This window comes from Agarivorans sp. DSG3-1 (genome assembly GCF_046774965.1).
Classification (GTDB): Bacteria; Pseudomonadota; Gammaproteobacteria; order Enterobacterales; family Celerinatantimonadaceae; genus Agarivorans.
The window spans coordinates 2,250,036-2,269,421 of sequence record NZ_CP177241.1 but is presented as its reverse complement, the minus strand read 5'-3'; the positions used below and the strand labels follow the sequence as shown (position 1 = coordinate 2,269,421).

The following is a 19,386-nucleotide window of genomic DNA, read 5'->3' as shown; positions in this document are numbered from 1 at the left end:
ATAAAAATCACAAATAAATTTAATTTTAAGAAATTAATTTCAATAATAGAAAAAAAACAGCATAAAGAAAAATAAACGAAAGATTGATTTGAACAATATTTGCTTGTTGTAAAGCTCAATCAGTGCAATTAGATAAACGTCATCCCGCCACTCTACACTACTGATTTTATTAGCAATAAATATCAATGCGCCCTGTTAGAACCTAGATCACAAAAACTATTTACTATAAGACGATTAGTGATTTTGGTAATCACATGAAAGCGCTTTAATCTGATTTAATAACACAGACTTAAAGCAAATGACTGCTTGCTCCCCTGCGTTGTTAGCGCTAACAGACATCAAGGATTATTTATGCGTGTACTACCATTAGCACTACTTTCTACAGCTATAAGCATTGGCCTAAGCGCTTGTGGAGGCTCAAGTTCTGATTCAGGAGAACCCATCGAGGTACCTCAAGTAGAAAGTCTAAAAGCACTAAGCACTACCTACATGGGTGCGGCCGTGCCAGCAGGATACGAGGACCAGTTTAGTAACGGTATTGAAACACGCCCAGAGTTGCAGGATGTTGTTATTCAACATTTTGATCAGATCACCGCTGAAAACATTATGAAATCGGCATACATACAGCCTCGCCAAGGCGATTTCACCTTTCTGGATGCCGATAACCTAGTGGATTGGGCACTCGACAACAATATTACAGTGCATGCTCATGCTTTAGTGTGGCACTCACAAATGCCTAGCTGGATGGAGAACTATCTAGGTGACTGGCTCACAATGATGGATACCCACGTAAGCACCGTGGCCGATCACTTTAAAGGCCGTGTAGTAAGTTGGGACGTGGTAAACGAAGCGTTTGATGACAGCAGCTCTGGCGGCTTTGCACCTTATCGAAACAGCCCTTGGTACCAAAACTTAGGTAAAGATTTCATCCCCGAAGCATTTAAGATGGCTCACGCTGCAGACTCCGACGCTGAGCTTTATTACAACGATTACAACATCGAAGACGACGGAGCCAAGCTAGCCTCGGTACTAAGAATGGCCGATGAGTTACTTGCCGATGACATTCCCATTGATGGAATTGGCTTTCAAATGCACGTAAATTACGATTGGCCAAGTGCTCAAGCTATTGGTACTTCCTTTGCCAAAGTTGTGGCAAAAGGATTGAAAGTGAAAGTGACCGAGCTTGATATAAAAATGAATCCAAACGGTGACCGAAATACTTTTACTGCCGCTATGGCCGAAGAACAAAAACTACGTTACCAAGAAATCATCAAAGCCTATTACGACAACGTGCCAGCTAATTTACGCGGCGGCATAACTGTTTGGGGTGTAAGTGACGCCGACAGCTGGATCCCTCACTTCACCGGCCACAATGATTGGCCACTGTTGTTCAACAGCAGCCTTGAGCAGAAACCTGCCATTGAAGGTGTAGCAAACGAACTAAAATAGTGAGTAAGCTAGGGGTTGTTTATCTTTCAAGCTGTTTTTTCGCGAACGAAATTTAACCGCGAAAGATAAACAGCCCCTAGTTACCAAACGAGCAGCTAGCCGTTTCTTTTAGTTTAAATCCACACTAGGTCACTTCTTACTGCACATAGCGTTGCCCCTCTTTAACTAGCCAAGTAAAGTAAAACTAAGCACTCGTTACTTTTAGGCTATGCATGCCATATCAACATATTCGCGTACCCGCTGGCGGAGAGAAAATAAGTCTTAACCAGCAGCAAGAATTACAGGTTCCCGACAAACCCATTATCACCTACATAGAAGGTGATGGCGTGGGAGTAGACATCACACCAGTGATGTTAAAAGTGGTCGATGCCGCCGTGGCCAAAGCCTATGGCCAACAACGAAAAATTATGTGGATGGAAGTCTTTAATGGAGAAAAGGCCGCCAACATGTACGATGGCGACTGGTTTCCACAAGAAACATTGGGTGCAATACGTGAACATAAAGTAGCCATTAAGGGGCCACTTACTACTCCGATTGGTGGAGGCTTTCGCTCGCTCAATATATCCCTGCGCCAAGAGATGGATTTGTTTGTAAATATTCGTCCGATTCGCTGGTTTCAAGGGGTGCCCTCTCCACTAAAAAATCCCGAGCTAACCGACATGGTGGTGTTTAGAGAAAACTCTGAAGACATATATAGCGGCATCGAATGGAAAGCCGGCAGCCCAGGTGCAGAGCGAGTAATCGACTTCCTTCAACAAGAAATGGGCGTAACCAAAATGCGCTTTAGTGAAGAGTGTGGCATAGGGATAAAACATATCTCGGAGCAAGGTTCAAAAAGGCTGATCCGCCATGCGATTCAGTACGCAATAGATCACCAACGCGACTCCGTTACTCTAGTGCACAAGGGTAACATCATGAAATTTACTGAAGGCGCCTTTAAAAATTGGGGCTACCAACTAGCCCAAGAAGAATTTGGCGCTCAAACCCATAGCAACGGCTATTGGTTAGAGATCCCGCGACAAGACGGCCAAGCCCCGCTAGTGATCAAAGACATTATTGCCGATAGTATGTTCCAGCAGGTAACCTTGCACCCAGAGCTTTACGATGTAATTGCTACCATGAATCAAAATGGAGATTTACTGGCCGACGCATTAGCTGCCCATGTGGGAGGAATTGGCATCGCACCGGGCGCTAATATGAGTAGCGAAGTAGCCTTTTTTGAACCCACACATGGCACCGTTCCACGCTTAGCGGGACAAGATAAAGTAAACCCCTGCTCTATTATTTTATGCGCGCAAATGATGCTAAAACACATCGGTTGGATAGAAGCAGCCGACCTGATTAGCCAAGGCGTAGACGGTGCCATTGGAGCACGCACCGTTACTTACGACTTTGCTCGGATGATAGAAAATGCCAGAGAATTAAGTTGCTCTGCCTTTGGTGAAGAAGTGATTAAGCACATGCATTAGCATTAAGGCTATGCCTAACGCTGTAATTAATACTCGATGTGTAACGGCGCTCAAAAGAGCGATAGCTCTGCCTTAATCACTAACCTTATCTTCCAACACCAGCTTTGGCAGTTCTGGTAACGCTTGCCCTAATTGCTGTTGCGATAAACTATGCATAGTAAACCATTGCCAGTCATTGTTAATCCGACTAAAACGGCCAATACCTACATCACCATTGGTAGTCCACTGTTGCCAACCCGCTAGCTTATTTAGCCAGTAATCAGACCCCACACTCATTAGGTATTGCGCTTGGTCGCGATTGTCAGGCCCGGTTGGATCATCCAATACTAACCGAGCCGCCACTACAGAGATCACGCCAGCAATACGTGATTCACTAACGCCTTTGCGCCCACTGTGCTTAGGCCAAAAGTGAAAGTTGTATCCTGGAGTCATCGTCACCGAACTGCCAAGGGTTTCCGTTCGTAAATCAGCAGGTTTGTTTACATCATCAACAAAGTCTTCACGATAGTGACGTCCAGCAACATCGCTTGATGACTGCAATACATACCACCGCATATCTAGGCTATCTAATACGTAACTATTGAGATGGGCCATTTGTATTCGAACATTATCAACCGGTTCCGTTCCCGCGGCCAAATAAGCTTGCCCCCAGCTAAGAAAGGCCGAAAATTCTCCTGGGTAATTGCCAAACCCTAGTCGTGGCACTTGAAACCAATCATAGGTATTTGGTACACCGCTCGGTAACATTTGGTGAGGCAAACTCATATCATCACTCAAACGCTGGCTTAGTACAGGTTGAACCGCCACCTCAACAAGTGATTCCACGTCAAGTACCGAATCCTCTACGGATACCGCATTTTGTGACGAATTACATGCCAACAAACCGCTACACACAAAGCTTAATATCAGCAGTAACTTGGCCGCTGCGAAAATAGAATCAAATAATGAATGTTTCACTAATGTAGCCCTCACTTAAGTCCGTTTAAACGCATCGGCCATGGTTAATATTGGCTGTTTGCGCTAGTTGTATAGATGGTGTGTCTAGGTTGCAAATGTGGCTTTAACCTTACCTGGATAGCATTTGTAGAAGCTTCTACCACTACTCCTAATCTAGACCCACATCCAGACCCTGAGCTGGAACCAACATCGAACGGCAGCTATTTCATAAACCAAGACTATAGCAGCAGTTTCTCTTCAGATATTACCATCACCAATACCGGTAGTTCGGCAATAAATAGTTGGGAAATCCAGTGGCTACTTAACGAGGGTTCTACAGTAAGCAATAGTTGGAATGCGGAGTTTAGTGGCAATAACTCTTATATCGCTAAAAGCCTACCGCGGAACGGGAATATTGCAGCCAATAACTCTGTCATTTTTGGTGTTCAAGTGAATAAAGGAAGCGCTAATGCTAAAGCCGAGATCGTTAATTTAAGCGGGCGGTTTGTCATTAGTTACCGTTGAGAATAGTAACAAGCTCGGCTACCCTCTATAGGTCGAGCTTTTAACCAGCTGCTCTCTACGGAGAGCAATACACAGTGAAGCATTAGTCTTCATTTCGGGCTTACACCCTTTTTGTTCAGTACTTAAGCAGATATCTATCCACTTATCTAGCCTTGTCATTCCTAAACAAAATAACCTACCCAAGATATTGTTTTTCAAGCGGCTAATTTCAAGGCATAGCCGCAAGATTTTTTTAATACACCGAACTTAATCACACATGTGCAATATACGCTTGGGCTAAGTGGCCAGAGTTTGCTAAGTTTAAAGGACGTAGTGATAAGCAAGGTGTAATTATATGAAAGTGAATATTCAAACCCAGCACGTATCCTTAGGCGAAGAATCAAGAACTGAAGTTGAAAGAAAATTTGAGAAAATATCGAACCACTTTCCACAATTAATAAGCTGCGACATCATCATCACAAAAGAGCACGGGCAACATCACATAGAAGTTTTCACTAATTATGAGGGCGTGCGAGTTTCAGCAAAATCGACGAACGCAGTAATGTATCCAGCCATTGCAGCAGCACTTAAAAAACTAGAAGCCGGCCTAGCTCATCGCAAAGGAAACTTGAAAGCCGATCTTCATGAGAAGCCAACCAGTACCAAACCAGAGATAGCGTCAGAGATCATCCAAGAGATGAAACTAGTTTAAGCAAAAACTTACTCAGCAAATTATAGATGCCAGCATCGATTGCTGGCTTTGTTCATTTTAAGCCAGCGATTTCATCGCCTACCGCCTTCACACTGAAACCCTATTTAACGCCAAGCCACCCCAACAAAAGCTTTATGACAACCCAACTAAAACAAGCGAATGCCAGCGATGCTGAACAACTGCAAACTATTGCCATACAGGCTTTTAGTGAAGATGCAGAACAATATGGCGCTTACCCTCTAGGTATTGAGTCTCTCCCTTGGCACCTCGAGCAAGTTGCCAAAGGTCACTATTACACTATCGAATACAACGGCAAGTTAGCGGGCGGTATGTTAACGGTGCCGCTAAGCTACTCTGAGATGGAAATTAACTACTTTTTCATCAGTGATTCTTTCCAAAACAAACAGATTGGCTCTGCCGCTATGGCGCTTATCGAGCAGTGCTACCCTACCATCTCTGTTTGGCATTTAGTGACGCCATACAAAGCCTTTAGAAACCAACACTTTTATCAAAAACTGGGTTACAAAAAAGTTGGCGAAATGCAGCCTAGACCGAACGATCCTTTTACCCTGTTTGAATACAAAAAGGTACTGTAGCGCCTTATGCAGCTTAAATATCAATGTGGAACAATAGATCAAGTATTAGAAGTGGACGCGCAAATCCCCGAGTTTGCCCGTAAAACCACTAAGGCCAAGATCATTACGCGCTTAGCTGATGCCAACTCTCTCATTTTAGTCGCCAGCCATGAGGGGAAACCAATCGCTTATAAGCTTGGGTACCAAGTATCAAAAGATATTTTTTACAGCTGGATCGGCGGTGTAGTGCCAGCTTACCGCAAGCAAGGCATTGCTTCTCAATTACGGCTACGCCAAGAAGCCTGGGCGATTAAAAATGGCTATAAACAGCTAATGGTAAAATCAATGAATCGCTACCCTGCTATGCTGCAGTTACTCATATCAGCGGGCTACCAGATATCTGGCTACCAAGATAAGGGCGATCCAGACAGCAGTAAGATTATGTTCAGCAAGTGCTTGGGGGGCTAAGCCCTACTAGGCGCTCGATAAGTTAAGAACTTAAGGTAACCTAAGGCCAAAAGAAAAAGCCAAGCATTGCTTGGCTTTTTACGCACTACATTTACGATTATCCATGGCTTACCATTGCTTGAGGCTCTGCATACTCAGCACGTTGCCGCGCCTGCGCAATACAAGCTACATTATCAACCGGACGAATCACTTCTATATGTTGCTTAGTAAGGCCCATTAAATCATGAGCGCGTTTAAACACTGCTTCCATTAACTCTGCTTCTTCGGGGTTACTGGTACTTAACGACAACATCATATCTTGCTGCTCGGCAATCATTGTGGTGGTTAACACATCGAGAATACAACTTGGAATAGCACAACTGTATTCATCTAAAATTGCTTTACTACTGCCACGACTAATATTGATGGCCGTTGGCGCTTGAGTACTTTTTTGGCATTGTTGTAAGTGATCTTCGCAGGCCATTTCTTTATTGTTTTGGTTAAGTCTGCGATAGGTTCCACCAAATTCTTCTACCAAGACAGACAAGGCCTCAAAAAACTGACTTGATGCAACAGAGCTATTAGCAAGCAATTGCTGCTCAATAAATGTCAGTAACGGCGCATCAATAAATAGGTTGTCTCTGTGTTGGTAACCTTGACCGCTATGTTGTGATGTATTCATGGTCAATTTCCTTCTGGTGGTTTTTATTATTGTTTTGTTTGCTTGGCTAAACCCTTAACTAAGCTTCACCTTCAAGATAGCGCGCCACCAAAATAAAATGAAATTGTAGTTTTCAATACAAACTATAGATTTTGTGAATAGTACTAAGTTTTGCCTTTATCTATCGGCCACCGAGGCAGAGAAGTCAATCAACGAACGTCGTAACCATTGGTGTGCCTTAGAGTGCTGCAGCAAAGGACTCCAAATCATTTTCGTTTCGATAGGTACAATTTGAAAAGGCACCCGAACAATGCGTAAATCTTGATTATCTTTGTACAACATCGCTTGTCGGCGCGGCAAGGTGGCAATCAATTGTGGTTGAGCCACCAGCAAGCCCGCTAAGCCATAATGGCGTGTATAAACCCGAATATTTCGGCTTTGGTCAAGCTGAGCTAAGGCTTCATCTACCCAACCCAACTTATGGCCACTGTTTTGGTTAGCCACAGCTGTTTCTGCGCCCCAGCCCGCACGATTCACCCAAACGTGTTCACTGTCTAAATAGCTATCTAGGCTCAGCTGCTCGGTATAAGCGTGGTCTTTATGCAGCAAACAACAAAAGTTGTCGCGCCAAATGCTCGATTGATGGAACGTTTTAGGCAAGTTAGTAAAACGATTAATGGCTAAATCTATGTGTCCTTTTTCCATATCACTCAAGCGAATATCGCCAGGACCAAACAAATCAAAGTTAATTTTGGGCGCGCTGCTTAATACACTTTGAATGAACGGGGCCAGTAAGGTCGCTTCAATATAGTCGTTACACATAATACGAAAAGTCACGCTACTTTGTTCCGGCGAAAAGTCTTTGTCTGGCTGGGTTATTTTCTCGGCCAAACTTAACAAACTCACAATTTCAGGTTTAAGTTTGGTGGCTTTTTCGGTGGGAGTCATGCCTTCGGCAGTACGCACTAACAGCGGGTCGTCAAACAATTCTCGCAAACGTTTTAAGGCATTACTCATAGTAGGCTGCGTTAGTGCTAGCTTGCTAGCAGCCTTAGAGACATTGCGCTCTTCCAGCAATACATTTAAGTAAACCAGTAGGTTTAAATCCACCTTTCTAATATTCACGAAATTTATCTTCTTTTAAAAAACTATTAGTTTTTTTATTTAATCGGTAGGAGATCACCGAGTAAAGCGCCGAGCAATAAAAACGTGACTAGCTTAGCACCTAGCTAACAATAACGATGCTAGGGTTTTAGCTTGATAGCTTTGTTAGCTGCGAGTGCTTATGTTCAAGCCTAGCAACCCTCTTCCCAAATTAGGGTGTTATCGTATCTGGGCATTTTCATTTAATGGTAATCAAAGACTAAGTGTTGTGAAACTAATGACTTATCTTAATCACCACTCCTTGTTATATTGCTCAACAATGTTTCTTAGCTTAGCTTTCTTTCATGCATAAATTTGCCACCATTTTAGCGGTACTGTTGTTTAGTTTTATTCTTTGGGTGATTTATTTGGCCAATACTGGCGCCAGTAGTGTATTTTTCAATGTTGTAGGCTCCCTTCCCTATGGTGACAAACTAGGCCACTTTGGTTTGTTTGGCACGCTCACCTTCATCTGCGTATTAGCGACCAAATTCAGCGGCCTCCGCATTGCCAACATTCCTATTTATTGGGGGGCAATAGCAGTGACTGTTTTTGCACTAGGCGAAGAACTTAGCCAAGCCTATATGCCAACTCGAACCTTTGATTTAGTAGATGCCTCTGCCGACTTACTTGGTATCGCTGCGGCTTGCGTTTGTTGCTATTTCATCAGTACCCATTTAGCCAAGACAAAGGCAACTCCTTTGCCCAAGGGTCACTAAAGAGTTATGAATATTACTCAGTTGGCAGAAAAACTGATGGGCATGGACGAACGCAGTTGGCGTCGCCATGCAAATCCTTGGAGTGTGTACAGCCGCTTTACTATTCTGCCGCTAATATCATTCGCGTTTTGGTCTCGGCAGTGGCTCGGCATATATGCAATAGTGCCTATTCTGCTGTCTATTGCTTGGATATGGGTAAATCCCCGTTTATTTGGTGAACCCTCTAACACCCATAACTGGGCCTCCATGGGCACCTTTGGCGAGCGAATTTATCTTAAACGTAAGCATATCGAGATTCCTCGGCACCACCTAACACCCTGTATCATTCTGCAGGTATTATCTGTCTTAGGTGTTCCGCTATTTATATACGGGCTTTACCAATTAGATATCACAATTCTCATAGCGGCTAACTGCTGGATCATGGCATTTAAAGCGTGGTTTGTAGACCGCATGGTATGGCTATATTTGGATATGAAGGATAATAGCAGCGAATATGCCCATTGGCTAAAACCCTAACATTAAGTGACACAATCATTGCCTAGCTTATGCCACTAAGCAGCAAACGCTTCACCCTAACAGTTTCGCTCTACAATTATCTCCTAGCATATGCTTACCGCCAAGCAAAATACGGGGTCTCTCTAGAAAACAAGCTCCCCCATGGCGCTAAACCAAGCAATTCAAGATTCACAAAAATAGCGCTTTAGCTCAGCCACAAGCCTTACCAGCTGCTCTCATTAAGCTTACATCTTACAAACACCGCGCCCCAGAAAGCGGGATTAATCCGCCGAGATCGCGGTCAAAAGCACTAATACTAATTTTGCCAATAAATTACCCAGCTACACTTTGGCTAATTACAAAACAATATTTTGCGCGCATTTATTGCTTGGCGCTCTGGCTTGCGCTTAGTGAATGCCGCTAATGATTTAGGCACTGCACATTTAAAGGACGGTAAATGAGAAATAATCAACCCATTACCCAGCAAGAGCAAAAATTCACGTCCAAAGAAGACTTAGTTTCCATCACCGATTTACAGGGTAAAATCAAGTACGTTAATGACGCCTTTGTAGCCATTAGCGGCTTTACTCGCGAAGAACTCATTGGCCAAGACCACAACATTGTACGCCACCCAGAAATGCCTCCCGCAGCTTTCGAAAGCCTTTGGTCAACCGTTAAGTCAGGAAACCCGTGGCGTGGGTATGTAAAAAATCGCTGTAAAAATGGCGACTATTACTGGGTAGACGCCTTTGTATCGCCTATTGTGAAACAAGGAAAAACCGTAGGTTATCAGTCGGTTCGCTCTCAACCTAATGACGCACAGGTAAGCGAAGCCGAAAAGCTCTACGCAAAAATGCGTAGCAATAGCAGCATCAAGATTCCTAATGCACCATTATTTGAACGCACCTCGATTAGCACCATCAATATGATGTTTAACCTACTGCTATTATGCCTGTGTGCAGCCATTGTTATAGCGTCAGAAAATACCACCATAAAGCTGCTCGCAATAAGTGGCGCATTGGTTCAACTGATCTACTGGTTCTATAGCCATAAACACGTATACCAGCGAATTCGCTTAATTCAGCAACACAATAGAGACTTAGCCGCCGGAGACTTTACCCAGGCTATCACCGTTGATGGGAACCTAGAAATGCTGCAAGCCTTGGCGTCGATTAAGATTGTGCAGGCACGCTACAAAGCCATGTTTATGCAAGTATCTGAGTCGGTAAAAGCGATGATAGAGACCGCCGATAGCCTTTCTGCTACCAGTGATGACGTATTGCAAAGTATGCGAACCCAAAGTAGCCATACCACGCAAATCGCCACTGGCATGAATCAAATGTCGGTGACAGTAGACGGCGTAAGAGAGAATGTGCAAAACACTGCCGATACGACTCAATACTTAAGTAAAACCGTTGAAGAGGGAGACCAAGTGGTTGCTGATGCTCTAGAAACAATGCAGCAATTTAGCAGCGAAATGGCCGCCACCACCGACAAAATCAAAAATCTAGCCCAAGAAAGCCAACAAATTAGCTCAATTACCGACACCATTACCAGCATTGCCGAACAAACTAACCTGTTAGCGCTGAACGCCGCCATTGAGGCCGCACGAGCCGGAGAGCAAGGGCGAGGTTTTGCAGTAGTGGCAGACGAAGTGCGTAACCTGGCGGCTCGCTCGCAAGAAGCCACTAAAGAGATCCAAACAATGTTAGAGCACCTCTCTTCAGGAATTAGCAGCTCAGCGAGTACCATTGACCAAAACAATACCTCGGCCAATGAGGCTCTAGAGAAAGTTAATTTATCGCGAGAGAAGTTTGTGCAAATTACCGAAGGCGTAGACCAAATAAACCAAATGAGCTCGCAAATTGCTACTGCAGCCAGTGAGCAGAGCATCGTCGCCAATGAAATGGCGAGCAGCATTGAAAGCATTAGCGCACAAGCATCCAGTACCGAGTTTGAGGGTGAAAAGCTGCAGCATAATGCAACGCAAATTAATCAGAACTCTCTTCATCTGCAAGTGCAAATAGATGAGCTAGAGCTATCACAAAAAAACTAAGGGGAACAAGGCTAGATGAGTGGCGTTAAAGAACTAGAACTTTTATTAGGTTCAATGAAGCCAAGGCTACTAGAGCAAGAATTTGTTTTTTGTTCTCAGCAAGGAGAGCTAAGCGACTATTTATCGCTTAAGCCCTTAGCCAGCTTTGCAGAAACCGAAGGCCTCACCTTAATACTAGAAAAGCAGCAAGCGCTGCTAGCAAACTTGCACTTTGACGGTAGCTTCAAACAAATTACCTTAACGGTACACTCTAATTTAGAAGCGGTTGGCTTAACTGCAGCGGTAGCCACTAAACTGGCTGAACGTGAGATTAGCGCCAATGTTGTTGCTGCGTTTTACCACGACCATATTTTTGTTCCCGCTCATCAAGCAGAAATAGCACTAAGCACCCTGCAAGAGTTTAGCGACTAAAATAGGCCAAAACACACTTTTAAGGATAATATCAGGGCCATTATGCTTACTGCCTATCCTTAATTTTCAAAACGGATTTAGGTGAATCTAGCTAGATAAGTACTTTGCTTGCACACCTTACTTCACCTTTTTCATTAGCTCGTTTTTATTGCATTAAAAGTGATAAAAATTTAATGCTTTTAAGACCCTAATTGCAGAGTGTTAGGGTAAGCTAACGCGCGAATGTTGCCCACAGGTCTTCTATGTATCTGACTCCCTTGGGCATAAAACACCACTCAACACTTCGCTTTGTGACGTCGATCTGAGGATTTCGCGAGAAATACTTAGATAGCAGCTATGCTTTTTATATTGAACCACTCAAGCAATGTTGAGCATATTTATACTGTTTGCGTTAACGCTCTGTTAGCGCTAAATCTGAACGAGTAGTCAAATGCTATAAGCCCACTATTTTGCTTAGGTATTTGCCAAGGTAATAGTTATCGACAATATCGAATTGAAGCAATGTACCCAAAGAGATGCTGCCCAGTTGCTATACAACAATGCATTTTCTGGAATACTTATTTCTATCATCGCTTCTAGTTTTTTAGTGTTTGCCTTTAACACCGCTGAGATGCGCCAGTTTAAACACGCTTGGTGGGTTTTAATGACGAGTTTGTTACTTATTCGTTTGGTGGACTGGCATTTATGGAAGCGTCGCGATATTAACCGACAGCTGAATGGCAGCAAAGCAATACTGCGTTTTATCTCTGGCGCCAACCTCACAGCTGTATTGTGGTCAGTTTATATTCTAAAAGTAGTCGCCAACCCTAATAGCACCGACATTGACCTAAGCACCCATATCATCATTATTTCAGCCATGGCTGGTGGGTCTGCCACTGTGCTGGCAGGGCATAAACGTACTGCTATGTTTTATGCGTTTATCTTATTGGGTCCACCCTCTATTGGTTTACTACTATCAGGTATTTACGAACGTCAGATGTTAGGCATTTTAGGCTTTTTATTTGCCATTGTTATGGTGGTGATTGCCAAGAAAAATGCTGAATTTACCGCTCAAGCCATTTTACTTAAAAATGAAAATGCCCTGCTAGTGCACCACATGGAAGAAAAAGTAGAGCGCCGTACTAATACCATTTACGAGTTATCCAACCTTGATCCCTTAACCGGGTTGTTTAATCGCACCGCCTTTTTACAAAACTTACAACAGCAACTACTTGCCGCCCAAAAAAAACAACAAAGCTTGGCGGTGTTGTTTATTGATTTAGATGGTTTTAAAAAGATTAACGATGCTATTGGCCACGATACAGGCGACCAAGTACTAAACAATACCGCTCGCCGATTAAAAGACATAAGCGCTAATCACCAGTTACTTTGCCGCTGGGGTGGCGATGAGTTTTTACTCGCCATAGAAAGCTGCGATGAGCAGCAAGCAGTGCAGCAATCTGAAGAGATTATTCAGGTGCTATCAGCAGCCTACTCATTTCAAAATAATCGATTATCGGTAGGCGCAACGGTAGGCATTGCTCTTTATCCTCAGCATTCAGAAAATGAACACAGCCTTATTCGCTTAGCCGATACCGCAATGTACGCTCAGAAAAAACGCTCGCCCTGTACCGTGGGGGTATTTTCCAATCAGCTAGAACAAAAAATACACCGAGAATTAAAGCTAAAGGATGGCTTAAGTCAAGCCATAGAAAAACAGCAGCTTAGTTTGGCATTTCAGCCCATTTTGCGCGCTAAAGATTGCCAAGTGGTGTCTTTTGAAGCCCTGTTACGCTGGCAACTTGATGATGAAATGATCCCGCCAGACGAGTTCATCGGCATTGCTGAGCAATATGGATTAATCCGCAAAATTGGCTTGTGGGTATTAGACAATGCCTGCCAAATTGCCAGTTCGTGGCCAAATGAACAGGCTTTGTCGGTATGTGTTAACGTATCCGTCACCCAATTAGAAGACCATGATTTTGTAGAAATTGTAAAACACGCGTTACATGCCAGCCAATTACCTCCCGAGCGCTTACATATAGAAATGACCGAGTCGGTATTTAGCAGCGACATACTGTTCTTGGCTGAGCAAATTAAAGCGATTCAAGATATTGGCGTACAGGTATCTATAGACGACTTTGGTACTGGCTATTCTTCGCTTTCTACCATGCAAGATTTAGCCGTAAATACCGTAAAAATTGACCGTTCTTTTGTGCAACGTATTGATACCAACGGCTACCCGATCATTACCGCAGTGATGCATATTGCTCAGGCATTAAATTATTCGGTAGTGGCAGAGGGCGTTGAAACTGAAGCGCAAATGAACACGCTGCGCAGTTTAGGGGTAGATTTCTTGCAAGGGTATTATTTTGCTAAGCCCTTACCTGAAAGCCAGGTCGTTGCCTTTATCAATGGCGGAGCTGAAACCACTTCCCAGCAAGCCTAACATTCTTAAGCCATTAGAGAGCGGCATAGCTGGAACCTAGCCCCTTCCTTGGGCGGTTCGAACAATCTATTGCTGCAGGGTAAGCTCGCTAATCGTTTCATCTATCTTACAATTGTTACTGCTCTTGATAGATACAAGGTACTCACTGGTATTATTACCTTGGCTTTGCAGTGCATCTAACATACCTACGGTGTAACCCGCTTCTTCACCCACTAGCGTCATAAAGGCAATGGCTTCATGATCGGGTTGCTGCACAGTGCTAATCATTCCCGCTAACCCTGCACGAACCGGTGCATCGTTTTCGTGGGCATGTACCGCTAAACAACGACCTAAACGTTCGGCCTCTTCAACAACTTGGCGCTGCTGATGAGTGAGGATGTCGTCATTTTGCTCTGGTGCATTCGCCAGTGCTACAGAACTGGCAAACAAAGCGCTAAGTGATGCAGTAAGCAATAGATTCTTAGTATGTTTCATATAAACTCTCTTGGTTGTAAAACGCTGAGTCTCCAGAAAGAGACTTAGCTCGTTGGTGAACAACCATAGACTAACCAAGAAAGTTAAGAAGATTGAGCGGCAGCCGCGAGTTATATTGTTCCATTTTTCGGAACAGTGAAACGGGCGCCGTACTTAATCTGCATGACGAAACAGCCAAAGGCCTTACACCGCTTCGCTCAAAGCACTCACTGCTGCGCGATTACTGTAATATTGCTGAGCAATACCCCTTACCTCTACCGATACCATTTTCACGCTAGGTAATAACTCACACACAGCTTTAGCAACCGCGTCGGCTAAGTGCTTTTTCTGTAGCTCACTACGGCCACTTAAGATATGCACTGAAGTATGCACATAAGGAGCGCGCTTACCGCCAACCCGATAGTGATTAGCCAGTACTAAACGAGCTTTTACATCGCCATCAGCAAACAAGCCGCTGGCTTCGACCGCGTCATGAACGGCTTCCACTAAAACATCAAAATTAACAATTCGAGCTAAATCTGCAGGGCATTCTATTACACAATGTGGCATGGGCTTTCCTTAGTCTGGGTAGTAATCCGGTACTGGTTTCCTGCCTTTTATAGGCAGGGATCGCACATTTGTTCGCTTTGCTTGAATCGTAAATACTTCTTCCATAGAGTAGTTTGCGTTATCAAACATATGACAAATGCTCTAGGAGTAGCAGATAGATCCCACTTGGGCTCTATTATTAAAGGAAAATTATGACAGTAGAAACCATTCATAAAATTATTCTTCATCCTTTCATTCAAGAATCTTTACAGAGCCTTAAACTCATGACCGGTTTAGACGGCACTGCCGACGAACCCTTCATTGATAAAGTAGAAGATTTTCGCTTTAAAGGTTACGCGGTTTGTTCTGACATGCAAGGGCAACTAGACGGCGTGGTTTTAATGCACCACTACCAAGAAACGGCCGTAGCAATAGGCCAAGCCGTTCAACAATCTTTAGTCGGTGAAGCAAGTAACAGTGACAGCTTAGACGAAGAGTTAGTAGCAGCCCTAGAGGAATGGGGGAATACCATTGTTGGTCGCGCCACCCATTTATTACAACAACACAAACTCGGCTTCGAGTTTTCTAGCCCCCATGTTGCATTAGATTTAGCTGACATGAGCCGCTACCTAGAGGGCGTACAACAAATTGTTACGGTACCCGTGCATGTAGAAGGCGTAGGCCGTTACTACTTCAACTTATTGGTGCGTCAGCTTGACCAACAAAACAGCTATCAAGAAGTGGTAATTAACAGTGACGCCTGTATTGTTGCGCCGCCAACAGAAGGTGAGCCCCTAGCAAAAGGTGCTTTAATCATGACGGTGGATGACAGCCCATTAATTAGGAAAGCAATGCTTCGAATCTTAGCCGGTATTGGTTATCACAATGTGATCGAAGCAGAAGATGGCGATACCGCCGTAGAGCAATTGCTAAACAAACAGCCTGATTTTGTATTTATGGATGTGGTGATGAACCGCCTTAACGGTGACAAAGCCTTAGCAATAATGCGCGAAACGGACCAAAGCACGCCCATTGTAATGCTGTCTTCGGTTACCGATGCCAGTGTGGTAGATGCTTGTCAGAGCCAGGGTATTCAAGGTTTTATCTTTAAGCCTTTGAATGTTGATAGTGGTGGTGAAGTATTACAAGCTTACCTAAAACGATAAGCACCTGTTTGATATTGCCTTTTGTAAAAACGAGCCTTAATCGGCTCGTTTTTTTCGAAGGATAATCAAAGCCGCTAAGGCAAAAATAAGCAAAATAATACTTGCTGGCTCAGATACGGCAAAGGTGGCTGCGCTAAAGCTACTCACCGGAATGGCCTCAACGTAAACGTTATCGATTAAGTTGCCTAGCGAACCATTAATCATCGAATCCAACCGAATCCTCGACCAGTTATCGTTTGCTACAAAGGTTCCGCTGAATTGACGCCACGAATTATTATTATGATCGGCCAATAACTGCGAATACACCGTATTACCCACGCTATCTTCAATACTTACCTGAAAAGACTCATTTCTGTTAGTTCTCGCTCGGTAAGATAAACCGAAACTGTACTGCTGCCCTTGGTTACTCGCAAAGTCTTGGTAAATGCTGTATTTACCCAGTTGGCAAGCTCGTGAACCACCTCCAGAACAGTGGGCGTTAAGCTCAATGAATTGATCGCCCTCAACCGCATTGATGTTGAATAAGTTATCCCAAATCTCAATGTTGTGCCCCTGCCAACCTTGCACATCATTACTCGAGAAGTAGCTCCAGCCACCACGGCGAACATCATTACTCTCAAAGCTTCCGTTAGTAATAATCCCGGCGTTGGCGAACAGCGGTAAACAACATAACAATCCTAATAATTTTTTCATTTTGGCCTCTTCTGGCAATTTGCAAATTCACTTGATTTACTGATGACTAGGCAAGCTTTAGGCCAAAGGAGAAACACAAACATAAGCCATTGATAAGATTAAATATAAACTATCAGCCGGGTTGATTTTCAGATTGCGAAACCCTTAAAAGCCCTAGGCTTAACGCTGTGTTTTTTCACAATATTCGATCTAAATGAAAAATAATGGCGTATTGTTAGGCACAGTCTTTTGCTCTTAGTAGGTAGCGATATCAATAGCCCTAAACACTCTAAGGCCTCAAAGGTACCCAGTGGCCGCTTAGCTCGGCTTGGTCGCCTTGGTTCGCTGGCTTCACGCGTAGCAGGCGGAATGATCGCCGAAGGTGCGGTGCAACTCGCCGCCGGAAAACGCCCTAAACTTAATGAGGTGTTACTTACCCCAAATAACGTGAGACGGGTAGCAGACCAACTGGCTAAATTGCGCGGAGCTGCCATGAAAGTTGGCCAGTTAATGTCGATGGATGCGGGAGAGATGCTACCCAAAGAAGTGAGTGAGTTACTGGCGAGATTGCGTGCCGATGCCGATCCCATGCCGATAGGCCAGCTAAGCCAAGTACTGCTTAAAGAATGGGGCGAAGATTGGCAACAACAGTTTCAGCAATTTTCACTGCAACCAATTGCGGCCGCATCTATTGGCCAAGTGCACAGTGCCTATCTCAGCCAGCAACAACGGGTTGCCATTAAAATTCAGTATCCTGGGGTAAAAGACAGCATTGATAGTGATGTAGATAATGTTGTTAGCTTGCTTAATCTAAGCGGCTTGTTACCGAAGCAGTTTGATTATCAGCAAATCTTACAAGATGCCAAGCTACAGCTTCACCAAGAAGCCGATTACCTGCAAGAATCGGAGTATTTACGCCAGTACCAACAAAAATTAGCGACTCACCCTGAATTTGAATTACCACAATTATTTGATCACCTAACCACCAGCAACATTCTCACAATGAGCCATCATGATGGAGAGGTTATTGATCAGCTAAGCGAAGAGCCACAGGCACTGCGCGACAAAATAATGCATAACCTGTTTAAGCTACTGATGATGGAGTTGTTTGAGTTTGGGCTAATGCAAACAGATCCTAATTTTGCCAACTACCTCTACTCCAAGCAGTCTCAAAAAATCATATTGCTTGATTTTGGCGCAACCAGACAACTTCCCTCTGCACTCTCAGCTGGTTACCGACATTTGTTAAGCAAAGCCTTAAACCAGCCTTTTTCCTTAGATTTAGCCGCGCTCACTGATTTAGGTTTTGTGAATGACGACAGCACTGAGCGACAAATTGCCACCTTAAAGTTAATGCTATCAATGGTCATTAAACCACTGCAATTTGACGGAGATTATGACTTTGCTCAATCTCCGCTGGCTAAACAATTACGCGAAACCGGAATGACCTTGAGTTACGAGCACGACTATTGGAACACTCCGCCCATTGATGTGCTGCTAATCCATAGGAAGATTGGCGGTATGTATTTGTTAGCCAGCCGTCTAAAAGCGAAAGTGAACCTGAAGCAAGTATTTGAACCCTATAGATTATAAGCCAATACTACCCCCTCTGGCGTTTAGCTCAATCATCACCGCAGCATGATCGCTAGCTTGGCTGTCGATTGAAAAATCGGCATGAGTAAGATGGCGGTCGAAGCAGTGATAGGCGCTCACCTCTGCCATTTGTTGCTGGTAATCGGCCGAAAACTCACCCGACAATATAATGTAATCCAATACATTCGCCTGACCACCGTAGTAGTGAGTAGCAGGTCGAGGCGTCGCTGAAGAGCTCAAGCAGTAAGCGTCATGTAAGCGCCAAGCTTGTTCTACATCATCGTGGTGTGGCTGGGGTTCATCAAATAAATGCGCTAACGCCCCTTTAGATAAATCATCATTAAAGTCACCCATTATCATTAAGGGCTCAAGTTTGTACTTGCGACAACTCAGTATATCTTGCATCAACAAGGTGACCTCTTGATTGCGCAAATTGTCTGATTGCCAGCGCCCCATGTATTCATCAATATCACTAGGCTTGCCTTGAATATCTTCATCCAACATCGGCCGTTTAGATTTAAGGTGCACAACATAGCACTTTACCCAGCCTAAGGAACCAAGCTTTACCTTAGCCACCAATGGCTGGCGACTAAATAGATCGATATTGCCAGAGTTATACAAGGAGCCACTACGTAGAGGGTATTTGCTGGCCAGTGCTAAACCGGGTTTGCGATACACATAACTCGATTCATCTAACGCACTGGGCGTCGCTAAGAAATAGGGATAACCCAAGGCCTTACATTGCTCAGCTAAAGCCTCGGCGCTAAACACTTCTTGAAAAGCCATCACATCAGCTTGAGCTTGGTTAACCATGCGGCTTAACCAAGCTTGTTTTGCTTGCCACTGTTTGGCATCCAATATGTTATCAAATTCATAAGCGGCATAAGGAGGTGCTAAATAATTCAGCAAGTTTAAACTAAGTACTTTAATTATTTACTCCTTACACCA

The 19,386-nt window shown here is 44.0% G+C and carries 20 protein-coding genes; 13 read left to right on the top strand and 7 right to left on the bottom strand.

What is annotated here, in order from left to right:
- Positions 1-351 precede the first annotated feature (351 nt).
- Both ACLD71_RS10610 and icd read left to right on the top strand, forming a co-directional pair.
- Positions 352-1,449, top strand: coding sequence for an endo-1,4-beta-xylanase (locus ACLD71_RS10610; protein ID WP_411994665.1), 1,098 nt, complete (start codon positions 352-354; stop codon positions 1,447-1,449).
- Between the two features lie 212 nt (positions 1,450-1,661).
- A complete protein-coding gene (icd, locus tag ACLD71_RS10605) occupies positions 1,662-2,918 on the top strand; it encodes an NADP-dependent isocitrate dehydrogenase (protein WP_411994664.1) in 1,257 nt (418 codons plus the stop codon).
- Positions 2,919-2,990: 72 nt separating this feature from the next.
- On the opposite strand, the gene ACLD71_RS10600 is transcribed toward icd, so the two are convergent.
- Positions 2,991-3,875 (bottom strand): hypothetical protein, encoded by an 885-nt coding sequence (locus tag ACLD71_RS10600; RefSeq protein WP_411994662.1) that lies wholly within the window; start codon positions 3,873-3,875, stop codon positions 2,991-2,993.
- 75 nt (positions 3,876-3,950) lie between these two features.
- On the opposite strand from ACLD71_RS10600, the gene ACLD71_RS10595 reads away from it, so the two are divergent.
- The 4 genes from ACLD71_RS10595 (at position 3,951) to ACLD71_RS10580 (ending at position 6,113) form a co-directional block, all read left to right on the top strand.
- On the top strand, positions 3,951-4,379 hold the full coding sequence (locus ACLD71_RS10595) for a cellulose binding domain-containing protein (RefSeq protein ID WP_411994660.1): 429 nt from the start codon (positions 3,951-3,953) through the stop codon (positions 4,377-4,379).
- 334 nt (positions 4,380-4,713) lie between these two features.
- Entirely contained in the window at positions 4,714-5,070 is a 357-nt protein-coding gene (gene hpf / locus ACLD71_RS10590) for a ribosome hibernation-promoting factor, HPF/YfiA family (protein ID WP_137672178.1), read from the top strand.
- 26 nt (positions 5,071-5,096) lie between these two features.
- Positions 5,097-5,666, top strand: a complete 570-nt coding sequence (locus ACLD71_RS10585) for a GNAT family N-acetyltransferase (protein WP_411994658.1) — start codon at positions 5,097-5,099, stop codon at positions 5,664-5,666.
- Positions 5,667-5,672: 6 nt separating this feature from the next.
- A complete protein-coding gene (locus ACLD71_RS10580; protein WP_411994656.1) occupies positions 5,673-6,113 on the top strand; it encodes a GNAT family N-acetyltransferase in 441 nt (146 codons plus the stop codon).
- Positions 6,114-6,210: 97 nt separating this feature from the next.
- On the opposite strand, the gene ACLD71_RS10575 is transcribed toward ACLD71_RS10580, so the two are convergent.
- Together ACLD71_RS10575 and ACLD71_RS10570 are read right to left on the bottom strand one after the other, a co-directional pair.
- Positions 6,211-6,774 (bottom strand): hypothetical protein, encoded by a 564-nt coding sequence (locus ACLD71_RS10575; RefSeq protein ID WP_411994654.1) that lies wholly within the window; start codon positions 6,772-6,774, stop codon positions 6,211-6,213.
- 156 nt (positions 6,775-6,930) lie between these two features.
- Positions 6,931-7,878: a LysR family transcriptional regulator gene (locus ACLD71_RS10570; protein WP_137672182.1), complete on the bottom strand. Its 948-nt coding sequence runs from the start codon at positions 7,876-7,878 to the stop codon at positions 6,931-6,933.
- A gap of 323 nt (positions 7,879-8,201) precedes the next feature.
- Between ACLD71_RS10570 and ACLD71_RS10565 the strand changes: the two genes are divergently transcribed.
- The 5 genes from ACLD71_RS10565 (at position 8,202) to ACLD71_RS10545 (ending at position 14,005) form a co-directional block, all read left to right on the top strand.
- Positions 8,202-8,615: a VanZ family protein gene (locus tag ACLD71_RS10565; RefSeq protein WP_411994653.1), complete on the top strand. Its 414-nt coding sequence runs from the start codon at positions 8,202-8,204 to the stop codon at positions 8,613-8,615.
- A gap of 6 nt (positions 8,616-8,621) precedes the next feature.
- Positions 8,622-9,131 (top strand): DUF6653 family protein, encoded by a 510-nt coding sequence (locus tag ACLD71_RS10560; protein WP_411994651.1) that lies wholly within the window; start codon positions 8,622-8,624, stop codon positions 9,129-9,131.
- Between the two features lie 436 nt (positions 9,132-9,567).
- Positions 9,568-11,166 (top strand): methyl-accepting chemotaxis protein, encoded by a 1,599-nt coding sequence (locus ACLD71_RS10555; RefSeq protein ID WP_411994649.1) that lies wholly within the window; start codon positions 9,568-9,570, stop codon positions 11,164-11,166.
- Between the two features lie 15 nt (positions 11,167-11,181).
- Complete coding sequence (locus ACLD71_RS10550; protein WP_411994647.1) at positions 11,182-11,577, top strand: ACT domain-containing protein; 396 nt, start codon at positions 11,182-11,184, stop codon at positions 11,575-11,577.
- A 493-nt stretch (positions 11,578-12,070) separates the two neighbouring features.
- Positions 12,071-14,005, top strand: coding sequence for a putative bifunctional diguanylate cyclase/phosphodiesterase (locus ACLD71_RS10545; protein WP_411994645.1), 1,935 nt, complete (start codon positions 12,071-12,073; stop codon positions 14,003-14,005).
- 66 nt (positions 14,006-14,071) lie between these two features.
- Here ACLD71_RS10545 and ACLD71_RS10540 read toward each other — a convergent pair whose 3' ends face one another.
- Both ACLD71_RS10540 and ACLD71_RS10535 read right to left on the bottom strand, forming a co-directional pair.
- Positions 14,072-14,479, bottom strand: coding sequence for a hypothetical protein (locus ACLD71_RS10540; protein ID WP_137672187.1), 408 nt, complete (start codon positions 14,477-14,479; stop codon positions 14,072-14,074).
- A 183-nt stretch (positions 14,480-14,662) separates the two neighbouring features.
- The gene (locus tag ACLD71_RS10535; RefSeq protein ID WP_411994643.1) at positions 14,663-15,028 is read right to left on the bottom strand and encodes a 5-carboxymethyl-2-hydroxymuconate Delta-isomerase; all 366 of its coding nucleotides are present in this window, start codon (positions 15,026-15,028) and stop codon (positions 14,663-14,665) included.
- Between the two features lie 191 nt (positions 15,029-15,219).
- On the opposite strand from ACLD71_RS10535, the gene ACLD71_RS10530 reads away from it, so the two are divergent.
- Positions 15,220-16,173, top strand: a complete 954-nt coding sequence (locus tag ACLD71_RS10530; protein WP_411994641.1) for a response regulator — start codon at positions 15,220-15,222, stop codon at positions 16,171-16,173.
- Between the two features lie 36 nt (positions 16,174-16,209).
- Here the strand turns inward: ACLD71_RS10530 and ACLD71_RS10525 are convergent, their stop codons facing one another.
- Positions 16,210-16,866, bottom strand: coding sequence for a DUF642 domain-containing protein (locus ACLD71_RS10525; RefSeq protein WP_411994640.1), 657 nt, complete (start codon positions 16,864-16,866; stop codon positions 16,210-16,212).
- A gap of 228 nt (positions 16,867-17,094) precedes the next feature.
- Here ACLD71_RS10525 and ACLD71_RS10520 point away from each other — a divergent pair, with 228 nt between their 5' ends.
- On the top strand, positions 17,095-18,438 hold the full coding sequence (locus ACLD71_RS10520; RefSeq protein ID WP_411994638.1) for an ABC1 kinase family protein: 1,344 nt from the start codon (positions 17,095-17,097) through the stop codon (positions 18,436-18,438).
- On the opposite strand, the gene ACLD71_RS10515 is transcribed toward ACLD71_RS10520, so the two are convergent.
- A complete protein-coding gene (locus tag ACLD71_RS10515) occupies positions 18,433-19,347 on the bottom strand; it encodes an endonuclease/exonuclease/phosphatase family protein (protein ID WP_411994636.1) in 915 nt (304 codons plus the stop codon). The genes ACLD71_RS10520 and ACLD71_RS10515 overlap by 6 nt on opposite strands.
- Positions 19,348-19,386 lie beyond the last annotated feature (39 nt).